This window comes from Pseudoalteromonas carrageenovora IAM 12662, assembly GCF_900239935.1.
GTDB classification, from domain to species: domain Bacteria; phylum Pseudomonadota; class Gammaproteobacteria; order Enterobacterales; family Alteromonadaceae; genus Pseudoalteromonas; species Pseudoalteromonas carrageenovora.
In genome coordinates this window covers 1,556,581-1,576,437 of record NZ_LT965928.1, presented here as the reverse complement: position 1 = coordinate 1,576,437, position 19,857 = coordinate 1,556,581, and the positions used below count along the sequence as shown (strand labels likewise).

Annotated in this window: 15 protein-coding genes; 6 read left to right on the top strand and 9 right to left on the bottom strand. The window is 38.5% G+C overall.

Going from position 1 to position 19,857, the window contains the following annotated elements:
• Window positions 1–252 precede the first annotated feature (252 nt).
• Both topA and ALFOR1_RS07205 read right to left on the bottom strand, forming a co-directional pair.
• Complete coding sequence (gene topA / locus ALFOR1_RS07210) at window positions 253–2,958, bottom strand: type I DNA topoisomerase (protein ID WP_058549039.1); 2,706 nt, start codon at window positions 2,956–2,958, stop codon at window positions 253–255.
• Window positions 2,959–3,206: 248 nt separating this feature from the next.
• Entirely contained in the window at window positions 3,207–6,512 is a 3,306-nt protein-coding gene (locus ALFOR1_RS07205) for an Ig-like domain-containing protein (protein ID WP_104642519.1), read from the bottom strand.
• Between the two features lie 193 nt (window positions 6,513–6,705).
• Between ALFOR1_RS07205 and ALFOR1_RS07200 the strand changes: the two genes are divergently transcribed.
• On the top strand, window positions 6,706–8,040 hold the full coding sequence (locus ALFOR1_RS07200) for a dicarboxylate/amino acid:cation symporter (RefSeq protein ID WP_104642518.1): 1,335 nt from the start codon (window positions 6,706–6,708) through the stop codon (window positions 8,038–8,040).
• 66 nt (window positions 8,041–8,106) lie between these two features.
• On the opposite strand, the gene sohB is transcribed toward ALFOR1_RS07200, so the two are convergent.
• Together sohB and ALFOR1_RS07190 are read right to left on the bottom strand one after the other, a co-directional pair.
• Window positions 8,107–9,123, bottom strand: a complete 1,017-nt coding sequence (gene sohB, locus ALFOR1_RS07195) for a protease SohB (RefSeq protein WP_104642517.1) — start codon at window positions 9,121–9,123, stop codon at window positions 8,107–8,109.
• 101 nt (window positions 9,124–9,224) lie between these two features.
• Complete coding sequence (locus tag ALFOR1_RS07190; RefSeq protein WP_104642516.1) at window positions 9,225–11,654, bottom strand: VolA/Pla-1 family phospholipase; 2,430 nt, start codon at window positions 11,652–11,654, stop codon at window positions 9,225–9,227.
• Window positions 11,655–11,861: 207 nt separating this feature from the next.
• On the opposite strand from ALFOR1_RS07190, the gene ALFOR1_RS07185 reads away from it, so the two are divergent.
• Window positions 11,862–12,608, top strand: coding sequence for a YciK family oxidoreductase (locus ALFOR1_RS07185; RefSeq protein ID WP_058549034.1), 747 nt, complete (start codon window positions 11,862–11,864; stop codon window positions 12,606–12,608).
• Window positions 12,609–12,672: 64 nt separating this feature from the next.
• Here the strand turns inward: ALFOR1_RS07185 and rluB are convergent, their stop codons facing one another.
• From rluB to ALFOR1_RS07165, 4 genes are all read right to left on the bottom strand, one after another.
• Window positions 12,673–13,542: a 23S rRNA pseudouridine(2605) synthase RluB gene (gene rluB / locus ALFOR1_RS07180; RefSeq protein ID WP_058549033.1), complete on the bottom strand. Its 870-nt coding sequence runs from the start codon at window positions 13,540–13,542 to the stop codon at window positions 12,673–12,675.
• A complete protein-coding gene (gene scpB, locus ALFOR1_RS07175) occupies window positions 13,539–14,129 on the bottom strand; it encodes an SMC-Scp complex subunit ScpB (RefSeq protein WP_058549032.1) in 591 nt (196 codons plus the stop codon). Before scpB ends, rluB begins: the two co-directional genes overlap by 4 nt.
• Before the next feature lie 149 nt (window positions 14,130–14,278).
• A complete protein-coding gene (locus ALFOR1_RS07170; protein ID WP_058549031.1) occupies window positions 14,279–14,800 on the bottom strand; it encodes an EF-hand domain-containing protein in 522 nt (173 codons plus the stop codon).
• Between the two features lie 222 nt (window positions 14,801–15,022).
• Window positions 15,023–15,454: an exonuclease III gene (locus ALFOR1_RS07165; RefSeq protein ID WP_104642515.1), complete on the bottom strand. Its 432-nt coding sequence runs from the start codon at window positions 15,452–15,454 to the stop codon at window positions 15,023–15,025.
• Window positions 15,455–15,694: 240 nt separating this feature from the next.
• On the opposite strand from ALFOR1_RS07165, the gene xthA reads away from it, so the two are divergent.
• From xthA to ALFOR1_RS07150, 3 genes are read left to right on the top strand one after another with little or no spacing between them, the layout of a single operon-like run.
• A complete protein-coding gene (gene xthA, locus ALFOR1_RS07160; RefSeq protein WP_104642514.1) occupies window positions 15,695–16,501 on the top strand; it encodes an exodeoxyribonuclease III in 807 nt (268 codons plus the stop codon).
• Window positions 16,502–16,506: 5 nt separating this feature from the next.
• Window positions 16,507–17,154, top strand: a complete 648-nt coding sequence (locus ALFOR1_RS07155) for an energy-coupling factor ABC transporter permease (protein ID WP_104642513.1) — start codon at window positions 16,507–16,509, stop codon at window positions 17,152–17,154.
• Window positions 17,151–17,954: a putative RNA methyltransferase gene (locus tag ALFOR1_RS07150; protein WP_104642512.1), complete on the top strand. Its 804-nt coding sequence runs from the start codon at window positions 17,151–17,153 to the stop codon at window positions 17,952–17,954. Before ALFOR1_RS07155 ends, ALFOR1_RS07150 begins: the two co-directional genes overlap by 4 nt.
• On the opposite strand, the gene yfbV is transcribed toward ALFOR1_RS07150, so the two are convergent.
• Window positions 17,938–18,384, bottom strand: a complete 447-nt coding sequence (gene yfbV, locus ALFOR1_RS07145; protein WP_104642511.1) for a terminus macrodomain insulation protein YfbV — start codon at window positions 18,382–18,384, stop codon at window positions 17,938–17,940. The two genes, ALFOR1_RS07150 and yfbV, sit on opposite strands and share 17 nt — an antisense overlap.
• A 256-nt stretch (window positions 18,385–18,640) precedes the next feature.
• Here yfbV and ALFOR1_RS07140 point away from each other — a divergent pair, with 256 nt between their 5' ends.
• Complete coding sequence (locus ALFOR1_RS07140; protein WP_104642510.1) at window positions 18,641–19,855, top strand: acetate kinase; 1,215 nt, start codon at window positions 18,641–18,643, stop codon at window positions 19,853–19,855.
• The last annotated feature ends 2 nt before the right edge of the window (window positions 19,856–19,857 follow it).

The window sequence follows — 19,857 nt, the reverse complement described above, 5'->3', positions numbered from 1 at the left end:
TTTGATACCAATTCGCTTAATTGATTTATTTTGAGGCTAGAAAAACGTGTTGATAGCTAGGCAAAAAATTCGCTATTTAGTTGTTCTAAGTGAGAATTTTTTAACACAGATAGCGACACGTTTAGCCCCGCAGAATGATTAAGTATTATTGCAGGTTGGTATAACTAGGTACAAAAAAACCGGAATGACACAAGCTGTGCATTCCGGTTTTTTTATGTGCTATAAAAAGGTAAATAAGTAACTAAATACTTATTAATCTTCTTTTTTAACTTTAGGCTTTGCTTTTGCTTTAGCTGGTGCTTTTTTAGCAGCCGCTTTCTTTTTAGGCGCAGCTTTTTTCTTCGCTTCTTCTACCCATTTACCCGCTTCATAATGAGCAGTCCAGCCAGTTGCTTTACCGTCTACTTCAGTCATTACATACTGAGATTTATTTTTACGGCTATAACGCACAACGGCAAGATTACCATCAGGGTCTTTAACTGGGGCATCTGCTAAGTAATAAAACTTAGGTGAAATACGATCTCTAAAGCGTTTTAACTCTTCTACCTTAGGTGCGCGTGTTTCACGTGATTTAGGGAACGTATTAGCAGCTAAAAATATACCTGCCGCACCATCACGCAGTACAAAGTATGCATCAGACTTTTCACATTCAAGCTCAGTAATATGAACAGGATCTTCTTTAGGTGGCGCTGCTTCCCCATTTTTGAGTAACTTACGAGTATTTTTACACTCTTCGTTATTACAGCCAAAGTACTTACCAAAACGACCTGATTTAAGCTCCATGTCAGAACCACATTTATCACACTCGATAATGGGCCCATCGTAACCTTTAATCTTAAAAGTGCCCTCTTCAACTATATGCCCTTTACATGCAGGGTTGTTACCACAGACATGCAGTTTTCGAGTTTCATCGATAAGGTATGAATCCATTGCCGTTTCACAAATTGGGCAACGCTTCATTTGCATTAGCTTTTCAGTTTCTTCATCCTCTACATCAGCAGCAACAGCTTCATCACCCGACACTAAATTCATCGTTGTAGTACAACGCTCTTTAGGCGGTAAGCTATAACCTGTACACCCTAAGAACACACCCGTTGATGCTGTTCGAATCCCCATTTTTCTGCCACATGTAGGACAGTCAATATCGGTTTCAACCATTTGATTAAGGCGCATACCACCTTGCTCGGGTTCATCTTTAGCTATGTTTAACTGAGTAGAAAAATCAGCATAAAATTTATCAAGTACTTGTGTCCAAACACGTTCGCCTTCGGCGATGTCATCTAAACGACCTTCCATTTTTGCTGTAAAATCAAAATTCATTAAATCAGTGAAGTTTTCAACTAAACGGTCGGTAACTATTTCACCCATTTTTTCAGCAAAGAAACGACGGTTTTCTACGCGTACATAACCACGATCTTGTATCGTTGAAATAATTGATGCATACGTAGATGGTCGACCAATACCACGTTTTTCAAGCTCTTTTACTAGGCTTGCTTCACTAAAACGCGCTGGCGGCTTAGTAAAGTGTTGCTTAGGGTCAAGCTCAATTAAACTAAGTACTTCGCCTTCTTTAACAGCTGGTAATGATTGATCTTCTTCATTCTTTTTGCGTACTGCCGGCTGTACTTTTGTCCAACCATCAAAGCGAAGCACTCGCCCTTTAGCTTTAAGTTGAAAATCGTTAGCTGCAACAGTCAGTGTTGTTAAGTCGTATTCTGCAGGTACCATTTGGCACGCTACAAATTGGCGCCAAATTAGCTCATAAAGCTTTTTAGCATCCGCATCTACACCTTCTACATGCCCAGAAAGCACACTTACACTCGAAGGTCGAATTGCCTCATGCGCTTCTTGTGCATTACCTTTTGAACTGTAATTAATTGGATCTTTTGGTAAATATTTATCACCAAACTCTTGTGTTACATATTCGCGGCACATTTCAACAGCATCTTTAGATAGATTAGTTGAGTCGGTACGCATATAGGTAATGTAACCACCTTCATACAAGCGCTGAGCAAGCATCATGGTCTTTTTAACACCATACCCTAAACGAGTACTTGCAGCCTGTTGCATAGTTGAAGTAATAAAAGGAGCACTTGGGCGACTCTTACTTGGTTTTTCCTCAACACTTATTACTTTATATTCGGCATTCTCAAGGCTTTTAACTGCTTCTGTAGCCTGTGCTTCATTTACAGGCTTAAATGGCTTACCTGCTTGTTTGGCTACTTCTAAACGTAACTCTGATTCAGCGTTTTTAACATCAGCATGAATATCCCAAAATTCTTCTGGAATAAATGCTTTAATTTCACGCTCGCGCTCTACAAGTAAACGAACTGCAACTGACTGTACTCGACCTGCTGAAAGCCCACGTGCGACTTTTGCCCACAACAAAGGCGAAACCATAAAGCCTACAACACGGTCTAAAAAGCGACGTGTTTGCTGAGCGTAAACCATATCGGTATTTAACTCACCAGGGGTTTCGAAAGCTTGTTGAATCGCATTTTTAGTAATTTCGTTAAAAACTACACGCTTATACTTTTCAGGTTCTCCACCAATAATTTCTTGAAGGTGCCAAGCAATTGCCTCCCCTTCTCTATCCAAATCCGTTGCGAGGTATATTTGGTCTGCATTTTCAGCCAATTTTTGTAATTCTTGAACAACTTTTTCTTTACCTGGCAATATTTCGTAATGAGGTTTCCATCCTTTTTCAGGATCGATACCCATACGCGCAACTAAATTTGTGTAATCTCGTTGCTGTTTATACGCTGCTTTTTCTTCTGGTTCCATTTTGCGTACTTCTGCTGGCGTTTTAGTTGCCGGCACTTTAGCTTTGCTCGAACCTGAAGTAGGTAAGTCTCGTACATGTCCGATACTGGACTTTACGATAAAATCATTACCTAAATATTTATTAATTGTTTTAGCCTTAGCAGGTGACTCTACAATTACTAGCGATTTGCCCATAGTTGCCTATTTCTAACCAAATATTTAAAATGTGTTTGCCGGTATAAACGGCGCGAATATTTATAGGTATATCTACAAACACTAATTGTTACAAGCTTTTAATACAAACTTTTCTGTATTTACTGAATAAACGAACAATTTTTGCTGTTAAATTAAACAAACAGGTGTTTTTAGATTATTTGATGTGGAATATATAGAACACAACGAAAAATGCCAACCGAAAGGTTGGCATTTTTTATTTAAAACGATTATAAATCGTCGGTTACGTTAATTGAAAGTGTCGTTTCTAACCCTGATGGTGCTTCTGCACTGATAGTTAAAAAACCACTAAATTGCTCATTACCGCCATCCAAATCCTCACGCGTAATACCAAACGATAACCCTACCGGTACAATACTTGTTGTATTAGGGTAAGTATAACTATCGGTTCCTATCAAAATACCATTATCTGTTGAAATAGAAATGGTTGTCTCAGCCGGCATTGGGTTGTTATAAATATCCGCAATAAATACTGTAAGACTTAAACTAGACGTACCTGTTGCAGTTTGTGTTAAGTCTATTGAATCAACCTGACACATTAACTGACTGGTTGCATCGTTTTGTGAACGACGAACTAACGGGCTTGTAGGATCACTATTCACACGCACTTCAGATGCACTAGCACCTACAATAGCCGAGCAATCGTCAGCATAGGTTACTAATCTAAAGAATGCCGTATCGCCTGACATTACAATCTCTTGGTTTTGGAACACATTAACCATTTGGCGGCTACATATTCCTGCGATTTCACCTTCTTCACGACACAATAAGCCGTTGTATAAACCGTTTTGTGTAGTCCAAGCGCCATTACCATCAAAATCTACAAATTCTTCAAACTCATCGCCGGTTGAATTATCACGTGAACATGGGTCGGTACCATCATTACAATCTTTACCGCCATAACTGCCATCTTCGTTATTATCAATAAATGCTTCTGGAATATCGAATAAATCATCAAAGAAGTCTTCACTATCAAAATAACCATTGCCATTTAAATCTGAGAAGGTCTCTTCACCAATTGCATATGCATGAACTGTAGCGCGCCCACCAAGTGGTAAATCTACCGTTAGGTCGTTATTTAAAATACCTAATGGACAAGGTAATCCACCATCACATTTTTGAGTAATGCTATTTTCGTACATTGAATCAGTAAATGGTCGTGGGTTACTACTGGTCCACGTTACACTACATGTACCGCTTGTTGTTACACAGCTAGGTTCTATTACTCCGCCCTCTGTAATAAATGTTACCGCAGTACCATCTGGAACAGGGTTATTAAAATGATCAGCTAGGCGAGCGTTAACCGCAACTGTATTACCATCCACATTCAAAGCATGAGGGTTGAAAATAGAACGCGATAATGAAAAGCTATTTTGATCAGCAATACCTGTACTGACAACAAGAATATCTGAAGGAGCCGTTACAATAACAGTACTGCCATCAACGTCTTCTTCACTTGATGCAATTACACGTACTGGTGTAGCAATAGAGCCTGAAAGAACTGACGTTGTAACTTCACCGCTGGCATTAGTAATCGCGCTGGCGGTACCTAATGTTATTCCACCTACAGACGTAGAAAGTTCAAAATTAACAGTTCTTGATGCCAAATCGTTTCCATTTGAATCAACAAGTTTAAAAGTTACTTCTGATATCTCAGTTCTATCAGCACCACCAGTACCTTTTAGAGCAATCACAGGTTCAGTAACTTCTACAAACTGTAAAAAGCCAATATTTGCTGGTGATACATTAATAGTTGTATTTGCAGAAACTGTATCACCACCGGTAATAACTGTTGCTGTAATTATATCACCACCAACACAGGTTAATGGGCGGTAAGTTGAGCGTGCAAATCCACCAATACTAGTAACTGTTTCGTCAATTAATGCCTGTCCTGAACTCACACAACCAGACGAAAACTCAACGGTTAACGGTGTAGTGTATAATTCACCATCTTTAGAGATTTCTATAGATATTAATGCTGTTGCACCTGCGGCTAAAAGCTCATCAGCAGCAATTGAGCTCGAAATAGCAATTTCTATATCTACAGCAGCAATTTGAAATGCCTTTGTTAAATTACTATCAAGTACTGAAACTGTAATTTCGCCAGCACCTACATCTTGCCCTGGTACAATATCTAACAGTGCAATGCCATTAGCATCGGTAATAGCGGTACCGGTTGATGGGGTAATAGTACCAATAGTAGTTGTGGCTGTTACCAATGTTTGCGTAAGTGGTGTAGTAGAGTCTTCGTTTGTAACCTCTATATAAAGAATAGCGGTTGAGTCGCCCGAAATACTTGTGACTGCTTCACACGAGCTTGCATCTCTTACTGACTTAAAGTTTGCAGGGCAATTTTCTAAAATTGAAAAACTAATATCAGCAGTGCTTTGATCAGGATTTACAGCATCACCTCGAGTGTAAAAACCTAACGTTTGTTCAACTCCTTCATATTGTGCTGTTATTTCACCGGCACCTTCAACAGTCCCAGAGGTTAAATTAAGTGAAGCCACGCCACTTTCGTTTGTTAACGCTGTGCCAATACTTGGAATCAAATTACCTAACGTAGAAGAGAAATTAACTACAGCGCCGTCAACTTCAACCCCATCGCCATCTAAAATTGTTGCTTTTATAACACCACTGTCTGTAGCACTTATGGTACTAATTTCTGCAAGTGTTGTTGAAGATGTAAGACTTAAACTAATTGAAAAATCTAATGACTCACCTTGAACTGGCGCGTCGCCTTCGGTAGTAAAAGTATATGCATCAGAGCTAAATACTGTGTTTTCGTTATCAGTGTAAGTAGCAACTATTGAACCTGCACCAGCTTCTGTTCCAGCTAAAAGGCTGATAGTTGCAATGCCTTGGTCGTTCGTTAATGCAGTACCATTTGTTGGATTAATTGTACCTAAACCTGTTAGTACAAATTCAACTAACTTAAAAGCGGCTGGCTCATCATCAATTAATAGCACAACCTGGGCCGTAACTGGGTTTTCATAATCAACACTTCTAGCTGACTCACCTGATGAGTTGACTATAGTAACTTCTAACTGAGGATCTGTTGACTGGGCACCATCTGATTCAAAAGCAAATGTATCAGTGTAACTAACACTGTCGATTGTATAAGTTGCTGTTACTTCCCCTGCACCTGCATTTTCACCAGCCGTTAGCTCAATGGTCGCTATACCGTCTGATTGTGTGAGGGCTGTACCCGTAGTTGGGTTTAGCTCACCTATTGTATCAGCTAAGGTAAAGGTTATTCGTTCACCAGCAACTGCATCCCCGTCTTCATCTTCAAGTGTAGCTTTTAGCTGGAGAGGTGCTGCAGCTGTAACGGTATTAGATTCCGTATCACTTGATTGCAGGTAACCTTTTAAGCTCACAGTGTATGTGGATGTCTCGGTTGTTGTATCATCGTCATCACCGATGGTGCCATCTTTTTCAAGTGACCCACCGCCACCACAGGCTGTGAGTAAAAAACTAAGCAATAAAATGCCGAGCAGTCGCATTAAAGGCATGAACCTCTCCCTAGCGTTGTTATTATATGTAAAATTAATTTTCACTTAATATTAACCTATAACTTAGTCTAAAATCTCAGTTTTTTATTACTTTTTTGCGCAAAATAATTTTAAATAAATACTAATTTTTTCTGTAGTAAATATTTCCTTGCTGGTAGTCTATGGCAAATTTATAAAATGTAGATCAGGGAATATGTCAAAAATCCGTTCAATGAGTTTAACCACTCGCATCATGATTGGTATGGCGCTTGGGGTTGCAGTAGGTTTTGTATTTCAGGCTATATTAGCTGGTGAAGACGATTATCTAATACCACTTGGGTTATTCTCTTTGCCAATTAAAGCCTTTTTCGTAGATGGTATTTTTCATGTTGGTGGCCAAATATTCATAGCCAGCTTAAAAATGTTAGTTGTACCACTTGTATTTGTATCGCTTGTTTGTGGTACGTGTAGTTTAAGTGATCCTAAAAAATTAGGTCGTTTAGGTGGAAAATCTATTGGCTTATATTTACTAACCACTGCGGTTGCAATTACGGTTGCTATTACTCTTGCTTTATTATTCAGCCCAGGTGAAGGGATTAGCCTTCCATCGAATGCAACTTACGATGCTAAAGAAGCACCGACCCTTGCCCGTGTAATTATAGATATGTTCCCTACTAACCCGTTTGAAGCAATGGCTAAAGGTAATATGCTTCAGGTCATAGTGTTTGCACTATTATTTGGTGTAGCAATGGCATTAAGTGGTAAAACTGGCAAGCGTGTAGCAAGTGTTTTTGAAGACTTAAATACAGTTATTTTAAAACTTGTAACATTACTAATGAATATTGCACCTTACGGTGTATTTTTCTTAATGGCTAAATTATTTACAACTATTGAACTTAACTTAATTGTTAGTTTAGCCAAGTATTTTGGTGTTGTTGTATTGGCATTATTATTACACGCGCTTGTAAATTACACGTTACTACTTAAAGTGCTTACAGGCTTAAACCCACTTATTTTCTTAGCAAAAATGAAGCACACCTGTTTATTTGCATTTAGTACCTCAAGCTCTAGCGCAACTATGCCTATCACGCTTGAAACAGCAACAAAAAAACTAGGTGCAAACAACTCAGTGGCGTCGTTTACCATACCGCTAGGCGCTACTATCAACATGGATGGCACCGCTATTATGCAGGGTGTAGCTACTGTATTTATTGCTCAAGTGTTTAGTGTTGATTTAACTATTTCTGATTATTTAATGGTTATATTAACGGCAACACTTGCCTCTGTAGGAACTGCAGGCGTACCCGGTGTTGGTTTAATTATGCTAGCAATGGTGCTTAACCAAGTAGGACTTCCTGTTGAAGGGATTGCAATAATTATCGGCGTAGACCGCTTACTTGATATGACACGCACTGCGGTTAACGTTACCGGTGATTGTATGATTACCTGTGTGGTTGCTAAATCAGAAGGCGAGCTTGATGAGAGCATTTTCAACGACCCAAATGCTGCCAAAGACTTAGAAGATTATCATAAGTCTATCGACTCATAATACTGAGAAATATAGTTATAAAAAAACCTTGATGTTTTGCATCAAGGTTTTTTTTATTTTTAATAATTAGGGATTCATTGACTTAAATTTTGAAAGTAAGCTGACCCCTACCTTATTTACACCACTGCTTAATCCAAGTGCTAGTTTATCACTTAACCCCTTTTTAACTTTATATTTTACTTTATATATTTGACGCTCAGATTGCTGCTCTAATAAAGCATCATCACTGGTTTTAATAACATCTATCAAGCCTTTATCAATTGCTTGCGTTGCAAACCAATGCTCACCTGTAGCCACTAAATCAATATTTAGGCTTGGGCGCTGCGTGCTTACAAAGGTTTTAAATAAACCATGAGTTTCTTCAATTTCGTCACGAAACTTTTCACGTGCTTTATCTGTGTTTTCGCCAAATAATGTGAGTGTACGTTTAAACTCACCTGCTGTAATTTGTTCAAAGTCTACGTCGTTTTTCTTTAATATTTTATTAAAGTTAGGAATTTGTGCAATCACCCCAATCGAACCTACAATTGCAAATGGCGCTGCAAGTATTTCATCAGCTACACAAGCCATCATATAACCGCCGCTTGCTGCTACTTTATCAATTGCTACACTTAAAGGAATACCCGCGCTTTTAATTCTCTGTAACTGAGATGCTGCAAGCCCATAGCCATGAACAACCCCACCACCACTTTCTAAACGCACTAATACTTTATCTGTTTTAGGATCTGCAATCGAAATAATAGCAGTCACTTCCTCTCGTAAACTTTCTACTTCGTGCGCATCCATACTACCCGTAAAATCGACTACATATAAACGAGGCTTTGGTTCATCACTAACTGATTTTTTACTCTGAGCTTTTAACTGCTTTTGATGCGCTTTTAACTCTTTTTTAGACAATGTATTGTGCAAAAAACTTTCTTTGAGCTCGTTAAGTTTTTCAGATACATCTTCAATTTCAATCTCACCTTTTTTCGATTTTGGCTTAACGGCGGATGCAACTATAAGCATTAACACAACGGCAATTGCGATAACAAATGTCACTGTTTTGGCAAAAAACAAACCGTATTCGTATAAAAATTCCAACTGGTTTCTCCATTTATAAATTTAAGCTAATTTATCATGCTTTTAACCAAAAAAAAGCCACTATACAGTGGCTTTTATAAGTTAACGTTTAAAGTAATAGATTAATCAGTAACAATTTCACTATTTGTTACTAATAACATACGACCACGTGTTGCTAAGTAAACAGCAACTTGCATTTGCATTTCTGCATTTGCTGCCGCGCTCCCTTCTACAGTAGCCGCCTCTGCAGCATCTTGAGCAGGCGTTAATATAGAACCGTGGTGCCCTTTAGTAAATTTAACTAAGTAGCTTGCTGGTGTTTCACTCAACGCTTGAGTTGTGCTTACAGTCTCTAGCCCCATAAAAGTGGCCAGTGGAATTGTGCCCGAAATAGGGTTATTTGCAGCCATTGGTGGTATCACTTGATCAGGCTTATTATCTGCGCCATCACCTACAACAACATTTGTATAAACAGGTGTACCTAAAGCTTGTACCGCTGCCGCATAATTTGTTGGGTCGCCGCTATCAAGGGCTGTTTGTGCAGCAAATGCAAACTGAGTAAACACACCTTGAATATTAGTAAGCTTGCTTGTTTCACCAGCTGTAGTTAAAGAAGCTACATACTCGTTATAACCACACGTTAAATATGCTTCTGTATCTGGTAACACGACTCCACAGTTAGACACTGCATCAGCCTGTAAATATGCGTTAAACTCATCTGCCTCTGTTGTGCCAGCTTGAGATAACACTGAACCTTGAATAAATGGACCAAATGCTGCCGACTCAAGTAAGAAGCTAGCAATACCGCCACCGCCACTCGCAAGTGCTACTGTGTTTACATTAAATAATGGATCAACCGTTGGCGCTAATGGATTATTTGCTTGTGAAATAAATGCAGGAGCGACAATAGAGCCTAATGAATGACCAATGTAAGTGACGTCTTGTGCGTTAATCGTTGCATCATTTATAAAGTTTAACCCTAAACGTAAACCTAATAAATCAGCTGAAGATTGACGTAAACTATCACGCGCAACAAGCAATGAACTTAAATTCATGTAACTAAGCACAGAGCCCGTTGTTGCATTAAAGTCGTCTGTTCCATCATCATCAACATCAACTCCACGCTCACCATGGCGAGGGTGATCTATTGCTGCTGTAGCAAATCCTTGAATTGATAGTTGCGCGGTCAGTGCTAACATGCTTTCTTTATCTGTAGTTATGCCATGTTGCATAATGACTACTGGCCAGCCACTTTCAGGCATTTCAATTGCATCTAACTGAAGTTGTGCGCGTATACCGTTTATAACGGGTAAAATTGGTTTAGTTATTTGTACTGGCACATCAGCCATGCTTTGAACTTTAGGGATAGAATTATACTTAGTTAAGTGTCGAGTAGAATCCAAACCTAAATCACGAAGTTGGCCATCGCTTAAAGCTGAACAGAGCGCATCATTCTCACTCACAGGCTCTGTAGGAAACGATTCCCCAACTGCTGCTTTATACCCCAAAATAGCAACGGCGTTATCACACATACCTTGCCAGTATGTATCGTTTAAATCGCTTATTTCTGTTCCTGTTGGTGTTCCTAAATACATAGGTAATGTAATGTTACCTTTTAAATACTGAACACCAGAAAAAGCAGCTGATACTGTAACACCAGCTGCTGCAAAAACTTGCTGAACATTCACTACATCTTGCTCAGGTACATTAACCATTGGTGTTGGCAATGCATCATTTTGCAAACTAGCTGCAAGTAAATTTTTAATAGTACCAAGTACTGGCCCTGCTGATTGAATAGTCATCGCAGAAGAAAAGATAATATCTTCTTTGGTAATATCTCCTGAGCTTACAACCACGTTTTCGTAGCTATTTACAGCGCCTTGTAACCCAAGTTGAGCATCGGTAATAAGCGGAGCTTCTTCACTTACAGAAGCGTAAGTAGAAGAAGGTTGAATAGGACGTCCTAACGAATCTTTAAGCCCTGTAGTTAAAACATTTATGTAAGAGCTACCTGGTGTAAATGGTTTAAGCGGTATAACAGCGACTCCATCACCAGAGGCTTGAGTTATAAAATCTACACCAAATGTAAGTTCACCTACTAATTTACAGGCTGTACCAGCGGTAACTACAGAACATTCTGCATCCGTTAGACTTGCGCCCATCACAACTTCAAAAATTCTGAGCGTACCAGGACTTGCAGCAGATGTTTCATCAAGCGAAACACCGCTTGGAAACGTTAAATCAATTTTATAGGGTACTTGTGAAGACCAACCATCTAAAGCACCCAGAGCAAGTTGAGGGTCTGAATAAGCAGCGCGAGAAATAGATATGTTGTCATCATCTAATTCCCCAGGAATATTAAGTGTGCCGTCTTGAGTACCGCTCATTAATAAATCATTAGGAACTGATAAAATTCCATTTGCAGGATCGAAAGTAACCGTTGCATTTGGAACTATAGTTGCTGTGTCGTTCTTAACGTCTTCTAACGTTTCTCCGCCGCCACAACCTGCTAATGCAGCTGTAACAGAGAGTGAGAGTAGCATTTTTTTCATATTGTTGGCTCCGCACATATCTTATTTTTATAGTGTGTTTTTTCAGTGTGTTAAAGTTAAAATAATGTAACCAGTTTATTAATGAGACATTAGACCAGTTAAACTTAACGTAAAGTTTCTATTTTCGCCACCTAAATTTACAATAAATTCGATTACTTCACGTTTTGCTATGTTAAAATCACAAAAATTTTATTAATTGGTAATTTTATGCACACTTATCAAGCAGCTGAAAACGCACTGCAAGACAAAGTTATTTTGATCACTGGCGCAGGCGATGGTATTGGCCGAGTAGCCGCAATAAACTATGCTAAACACGGCGCAACAGTAATTTTATTAGGAAAAACAACTAATAAACTTGAGTGTGTTTACGATGAAATAGTAAATGCTGGTTACCCACAGCCCGCTATTGTACCGATGGATTTAAAAGGGGCGACTAAGCAAAACTATCGTGATTTAGCAGCCACTATAGAAAGCCAATTTGGCCGCCTTGATGGGTTACTTAATAATGCCGGAATTTTAGGATCTCTTGGCCCGTTAGAGCATTTTTGTTCATCTACTTTTGAAAACATAATGAAAGTAAATGTAACGGCACAAGCAATGATCACTAAAGCGCTTTTCCCTGTACTACGTAAATCAAAAAGTGCATCAGTCGTTTTCACATCATCAGGTGTCGGACGAAAAGGCCGTGAATTTTGGGGACCATATGCTATTTCTAAATTTGCTGTAGAAGGCATGATGCAAACATGGGCGTGCGAAGTAGGTAAGACGTCTATTCGTGTAAATTGCATAAATCCAGGTGCAACCAGGACGTCTATGCGTGCTGCAGCCTATCCAGGTGAAGACAGAGACAAACTTGCCACGCCTGAGGATTTAATGCCAACCTACTTATACTTAATGAGTGATGACTCAGCATCTGTAAATGGCGAATCACTTGATGCGCAACAGAAAAAATAAAATACACATCAATCATAAAAAAGCCGCATAAATTGCGGCTTTTTTGTCTGTAAATATCTAGTAATTACTTACGTTTAGTTTGCTTAACACGTTGATTGTGCTTTTTTACCGCTTTGCGTATTTGATTGATTTTAGCGCGCTTATCTTTACGCTTTTCAGGCATAACCGAAAGTTTAGTCTGTGTTTCACGACCAAGCTTAACTGTTTTACGTAAATAGTTAACTGTTTCAAGGTCTAACTCATTCCAGCCACCTTGAGGTACACGCTTATCAAGTTCTAATTTACCGTAACGAATACGAATAAGGCGAGATACTTCAACATCTTGAGACTGCCATAAACGACGAACTTCGCGGTTACGCCCTTCATTAAGTGTAACGTTAAACCAGCGGTTAATACCTTCGCCGCCCATTGGTTTTACGCTTAAAAACTTAGCGGGACCATCTTCTAGTTCAACACCACGAGTAAGATTTTTAACTGTTTCATTCGTTACTTCACCAAATACTCGAGCTGAGTATTCACGCTCTACTTCGTAGCTTGGGTGCATTAAACGATTTGCAAGCTCGCCGTCATTGGTAAATAACATTAGGCCTGCAGTATTAATATCCAATCGTCCAACTGCAATCCAGCGTTCACCGTCAATACGAGGTAAGCGATCAAATACAGTACGACGGCCTTCAGGATCTTTACGTGTACTTAACTCACCTTCTGGTTTGTTGTACATAATTACACGACAGATACGATCTGCTTTTTCTTCAATTTTTACAGTATGACCGTCAACACGAATTAAATCGGTTTCTTCAACACGGTCGCCTAACTTAGCTACTTTACCATTTACACTAACGCGGTTAGCATCAATGTATTTTTCCATTTCACGGCGTGAGCCTACGCCTGCACGGGCTAAGACTTTTTGTAACTTTTCACCTTGTATACTCATTCGGATGGTTCTCTCACAGAAGGATCGCTCATTAACTGATTAATTTTGCTTTGCTGATCTGATGGCAAAGCAGGTAAATTCTCTAAACCTGTTAACGAAAAATAATCTAAAAATTGCTTAGTAGTTGCATATAATGCCGGTTTACCCGGCACTTCTTTATGCCCTACCACTTTAACCCACTCACGCTCGAGAAGGGTTTTTATAATTGTTGAGCCGGTAGTAACGCCTCTTACTTGCTCTATTTCACCACGTGTTATTGGTTGCCTGTAGGCTATTAACGACAACGTTTCTAAAAGCGCGCGCGAATACTTAGGCGCTCGTTCTTGCCATAAATTGCTCAGCCAAGGGCTTAAGCTACTACAAGCCTCAAACCGATAACCGCTGCCAACTTCTACAAGGCGTATACCTCGTGTCTGAAAGTGGCTTTCTATAGCTTCAATTGCAGCGTTAATTCTTGCCATTGATATAGCTAAATCAGCAAGTACTGTGTCTTTTAAATGGCGCTTACTAACTGGTTTGTCTGCGACAAATATAGCCGCTTCAATGATCTCAATTAATTGCTCATCACTAATTCGACGACCTGCCATAATTTTGCTCAGCCTTTTAAAATACACAGCCATCTATTATGACAGAACATCATAAAAGGTGGAAAATATATCTGCCTTTTATCTAAATTAAATGCACAAAAAAGCCAGCAATTAATGCTGGCTGTTTTTATTAACTAATTTAGGTAATATTAGCTGTGTCTTAATACCTTAAGAGCATCATCTTCAGCTACCGCTTTACCGTATTTTTTAATATAACCTTTAAACTCACCTTTACTGATGCGCTTATCGTTATTACCATCCATGTATCCAAAATGGTTCGAAATATCATCATCGTCAGCTTCTTCTACTGAAATATAACCATTTTTATCGTTATCTAAGCTTCTAAAATCATTTTCGATTTTATCAAACTTTGCTATTTTAGCTTTAAATGCTGACTCACTAACTTCACTGTCAGTGGCTACCTTACCGGTATTTAATTGCATGTAAGCGTTAAATTCTTTACGACTGATTTCATTATCCATGTTGGTATCAATATTTGAAAAATGGCCCCAGATGCTGTCATCATCTGCTTCTACTTTTGAAATATAACCATCACTGTCGTTATCTAAGCTTGCAAAATCGCTATCGATTTTTTCTAAACCTTGGTTTGATGCACAAGCCGCTAAGCTCAAAGATGCTAAAATAGTTGTTGCTAGTGTTAACTTTTTCATAAGACGTATCCTTGTAGTTAGTAAATGTCACTTTAACTAATACAAATCCGATGCCAATATAAATAACACTCTAACTATCAATTGGTTAGTGGTTTTTAGCTTATTTTATATACTCTAATCAATTACTTAGCTTTGCAATGATTGCAGCCTACCTTGTAATTTTTGCAAAAAAATGCCCGGTTAAAACCAGGCATTTTCTAAAAGATAATTTTTAGCTTAAAATTAAATTGCAGCGTTTTGGTAACGCTTAACAAACTCAGTTGCGTTTTGACCATTACATTTTAAAGAGTTTAAGTTACCAATCTTTTGACGTACTGGTGCTAAACCTTTTTTAAGTGCAGTCATACATAACTGTGTTTCTTGGTGTGCATCTTTAGCAAATACTTCTACTTTATCTACTGATGAAGTACTTGCCGTCGCTTTTTTAGCGATATCACGAATGTCTTCACCGTTACACAAAATACTCTTAGAAAAACGAGATAAATAAACGCCATGTTGCGCAGCTTCTTTACGGGCAACGCTAAAGCCTTCGTTAGCACTTAATACACATAATTTAGACTCAAGTTTGTTGTCTTGGCTGAAGTAAGTGTTGCTTTGTGCACAAACAGTTGCAGATGCAAATAAAGCGGTAGCTAAAAGTAGTTGTGTTTTCATGAGAGATCCTATTTGAACGAGCTAAACAAGTAATTTTTGCGCATTATATATTCAAAATAGTTAATATCAATTGAATTTTTTATTTATTTAATTAATTAATAATGCATTTACAATGTTTAAACTTTAGCCATCATTTGATCAACATTTGTGCAGCTATTAACTCAATTCAGTCATGTTATGTACGCGTATTTACTGATACAATTTATGCCACTAAATAGAACCAATTTTAAGGTAAATTTTATGAAAGTGATTTCTTTCAATATCAATGGTCTGCGTGCCCGCCTTCATCAATTACAAGCAATAATAGATAAACATCAACCAGACGTTATTGGCTTGCAAGAAATTAAAGTTCATGACGAAGCATTCCCATTAGAAGATGTTCAAAAAATGGGATACCACGTTTATTTTCACGGTCAAAAAGCACATTACGGTGTAGCTATGTTATGCAAAAAAGAACCTAAATCGGTCTTAAAAGGGTTTGCAACAGATACTGATGAATCACAAAAACGTATGATAAGCGTAACCGTTGAACAAGATAATGGCCGCGACCTAACCGTTATGAATGGTTATTTCCCACAAGGCGATAACATTAATCACGAAACTAAATTTCCTTATAAACGCCAGTTTTACAAAGATTTAATGACCCACCTTGAAACTAACCACACACCAGAGCAAGACGTAATTGTAATGGGCGACATAAACATCTCCCCTACCGACCTAGATATTGGCATTGGTGATGCAAACGCTAAGCGCTGGTTAAAAACAGGTAAATGTTCTTTCCAACCAGAAGAGCGTGAGTGGTTAGCAACATTATTAAATTGGGGCTTTACAGATACCTTTAGAGAGCAAAATCCCGAAACAAACGATCAATATTCATGGTTTGATTACCGCTCTAAAGGGTTTGTTGATAACCGAGGCCTTCGTATCGACGTAGTACTTGCTACTAAAGACCTTGCAGCACGCTGCATAGATACAGGTATTGATTACGAGTTACGCGGTATTGAAAAACCATCGGATCACGCACCTATTTGGTCTACATTTAAATAGTTTTGATGATTAGTCTTACTTTACAAGGGCTACTTTGGGCCCTTGTTATTATTATCGCTTTACTAAGCTTTGATAAAAAAACATATAAAGCACTTTATACAACACCCGCACGTCAAACGGGTGTACTTGCATGCGCTATAGTATTTTCTGTGCTTTGGCGTATAAAAGCCGGTATTTTAACAGGCCTCGATTTACACATTTTAGGTGTTACGGCAGCGACCTTAGTTTTAGGGTGGCGATCAGCTATTTTAAGCTCTGTGCTAGCCAGTGCATTATTGACTGCCGTTGGTCAAATCGAGCTTAATCTGTTACCCATGCAAATACTTATTGGCGCCTTTATACCTATATTATTGAGCTACCTTGGCTTTTTAATCAGTTACCAATATTTACCCCGCCATTTTTTTGTTTATATATTTGTTTGTGCATTTATAACAGCTGGGTTTATTGCCTGTATAAAAATAAGCTTAGGTGCATTATTTTATCTGGCAATAGGTCAATACAATTGGCAAGAACTGGCTGATAACTACGTTTATTTGAGTGCTATAATTTGGTTTCCTGAAGCAATGCTCAATGGTATGGCTATTACCATTATGATCACTTACCGCCCACACTGGGTTAAAACTTTTTACGATAAGGACTACCTAGACTCATGAGTCTACAATATCAATGCCCACTGTGTAACCAAACACTTATAAAAACAGACTCTACGCTTCGTTGTACTAATAATCATAGTTTTGATTTTGCAAAAGAAGGTTATGTTAACTTGCTGCCAGTACAGCAAAAAAATTCGAAGCAACCGGGCGATTCTCTAGAAATGGTGCAAGCTAGACGTGCATTTTTAGAAACTGGTCATTACAGTTTTTTACAGCAAAGCATTAGTAATACAATTAGCAATATAAGCGCTAATACTGTTGTAGATTTAGGTTGTGGTGAAGGGTTTTATACTCAAGCCATAGCAAATAAAACGAACGCGCAAGTATACGGCGTTGATATTTCAAAGTCTGCGGTTAAATATGCCGCTAAGCGTTACCCTAACTGCCATTTTAGCGTGGCTTCTATAAGCCAAGCCCCGTTTAAAAATGAATTTGCTGATGTACTTGTTAGTGTTTTTGCTCCTTTATTTGAGCTAGAGCTAGCGCGCCTAGCAAATGAAAACACAACCTTAGTAGTAGTAAGCCCTGGGCCTTGGCATTTAAAAGAACTCAAATCGTACATTTATTCAAATATAAATGAACACACAGAAATAACAACACCAAAAGGCTTTGATAAATCAGCACAATCGCTTTTAACTGAAACCGTTACACTCGGTGTAACCGACATTAAAAACTTGATTATGATGACGCCATTCGCTTGGAAATTTAGACCCGAGCACTGGACAGCGCTCGAGGAAAAAGGTGAGCACAAGGTCACCTTATCGTTTTACATAACTCAGTTTATTAAAACTGCTCTTTAGTGAACGCCCTATCCATTTTTTCAAACATATCTTTAAGTAAGCTAGCAAGCTCCATGTAACGGGGCTTGTTCTCATTAAGTTGAACTTGATAACCGTTTTCTACCATTTTTGTATAAAGCTCGGTGTACCATTTTTGCATTGCGGGCTCTAAAGGTGTTTGTGCTCGTTTACCTAGCCAAAATATACCTTGTAGAGGCAGTGATATAAAAAATAATGCGCTAGCAATTGCTTGTGGTAAAAAGTCAGGGCCTAAGTAGTTAAGCTGAAAAAACAAAGTAAGCATAGCTAAAATTGGCATCACAGTTATAGCTAATTCAGTTGCTTTTATTACCCTAAATTCTAAAAATAAAGGTGCCAGCTCTTTGCGCATAGGCCAGTTTTTAGCATACAAACGACCCGTTTGTAGTTGTGACATCACACTTTTTTGCATCATGACTCCTCACAGATACTGCTTTTAAATTCAAGTTCAATATTGGCTATTTCCAAAGTGTAACACAAAATAAGGGAGTTACACTTTATCGGTAAAAACACTTAATTTAGCTGCTAAATCAGCCAAAACACTAAACTAAATTGCTGAACTAAGTTAAAATAGGCAGTGCTAAATTAAACTTTTAGCCATTATCAGCTCAAGTGTAACGCCCAATACTTAACGCTCACTTACTAATTTGTTTATGGAAATTAAATCTATGCCAACAACCTCCCCTAAGTCACAACATGTTTTAGTACTAAATTGTGGTAGCTCTAGCTTAAAGTTTGCCATTATTGATGCAAACGATGGACACGAAATAATTTCGGGCCTAGCTGAGCGCTTAGGTGCTGACGCGCCGTCTATTAAATACAAATATAATGGCGCTAAAACAGTAATTGAGCTGGGTGCAAACCAAGCACATGCTGAGGCTATAAATACGCTTGTAACCTTAATAAAAGATCACAACCTTGATGAGTACTTAACTGCTGTAGGTCATCGGGTTGTTCATGGTGGTGAGCATTTTACGAAATCAGTTTTAATTGATGATGCTGTAATTGAAGGCATTACTAAAGCATCATCTTTAGCACCTTTGCATGGCCATGCTAACTTGTTAGGTATTTCTTCAGCGCAAAATTCCTTTACAGGCTTACCGCAGGTAGCCGTATTCGATACCGCTTTTCATCAAACCATGGATGAAGTTGCCTACTTATATGCATTACCTTATAAGCTTTATACCGACTACGGTGTAAGACGTTACGGCATGCATGGTACAAGCCATTATTACGTTGCAGGCCAAACAGCTAAGTTACTAAACCAGCCTATTGAGCAAAGTAATTTTATTAGCGCTCACCTAGGTAATGGTTGCTCTGTTTGCGCAATTAAAGACGGGAAAAGCGTTGATACAAGCATGGGCTTAACACCGCTGGCAGGCATAGTTATGGGTACTCGTAGTGGTGATATTGACCCAGGTTTATTTAATTTTTTAACTACCCAGCTAGATTACAACGCAAAACAAATTGATAACTTATTAAACCAAGAAAGTGGCCTTTTAGGTATCAGTGAGCTTTCTAATGATTGCCGTACAATAGAAGAAGCCGCAGTTGCAGGACATAAAAAAGCACAATTGGCGCTTGATATTTTTTGTTATCGTTTAGCTAAACAAATTGCAGCTTACATGGTGCCATTACAACGACTAGATGCACTTATTTTTACCGGCGGTATTGGTGAAAACTCCGATATTATTCGTGCAAATGTAATCAAACAGCTTGGCTACTTAGGCCTTAACTGTGACGAGCAAGCAAACTTAAACGCTCGCTTTGGCACGCAAGGTATTATTAGCACATCAGATAAAATACCAAAAGCAGTAGTAATGCCTACTAACGAAGAATGGGTTATTGCCCTAGATGCCGCAAACATTGTGAAGGAGCTGTAATT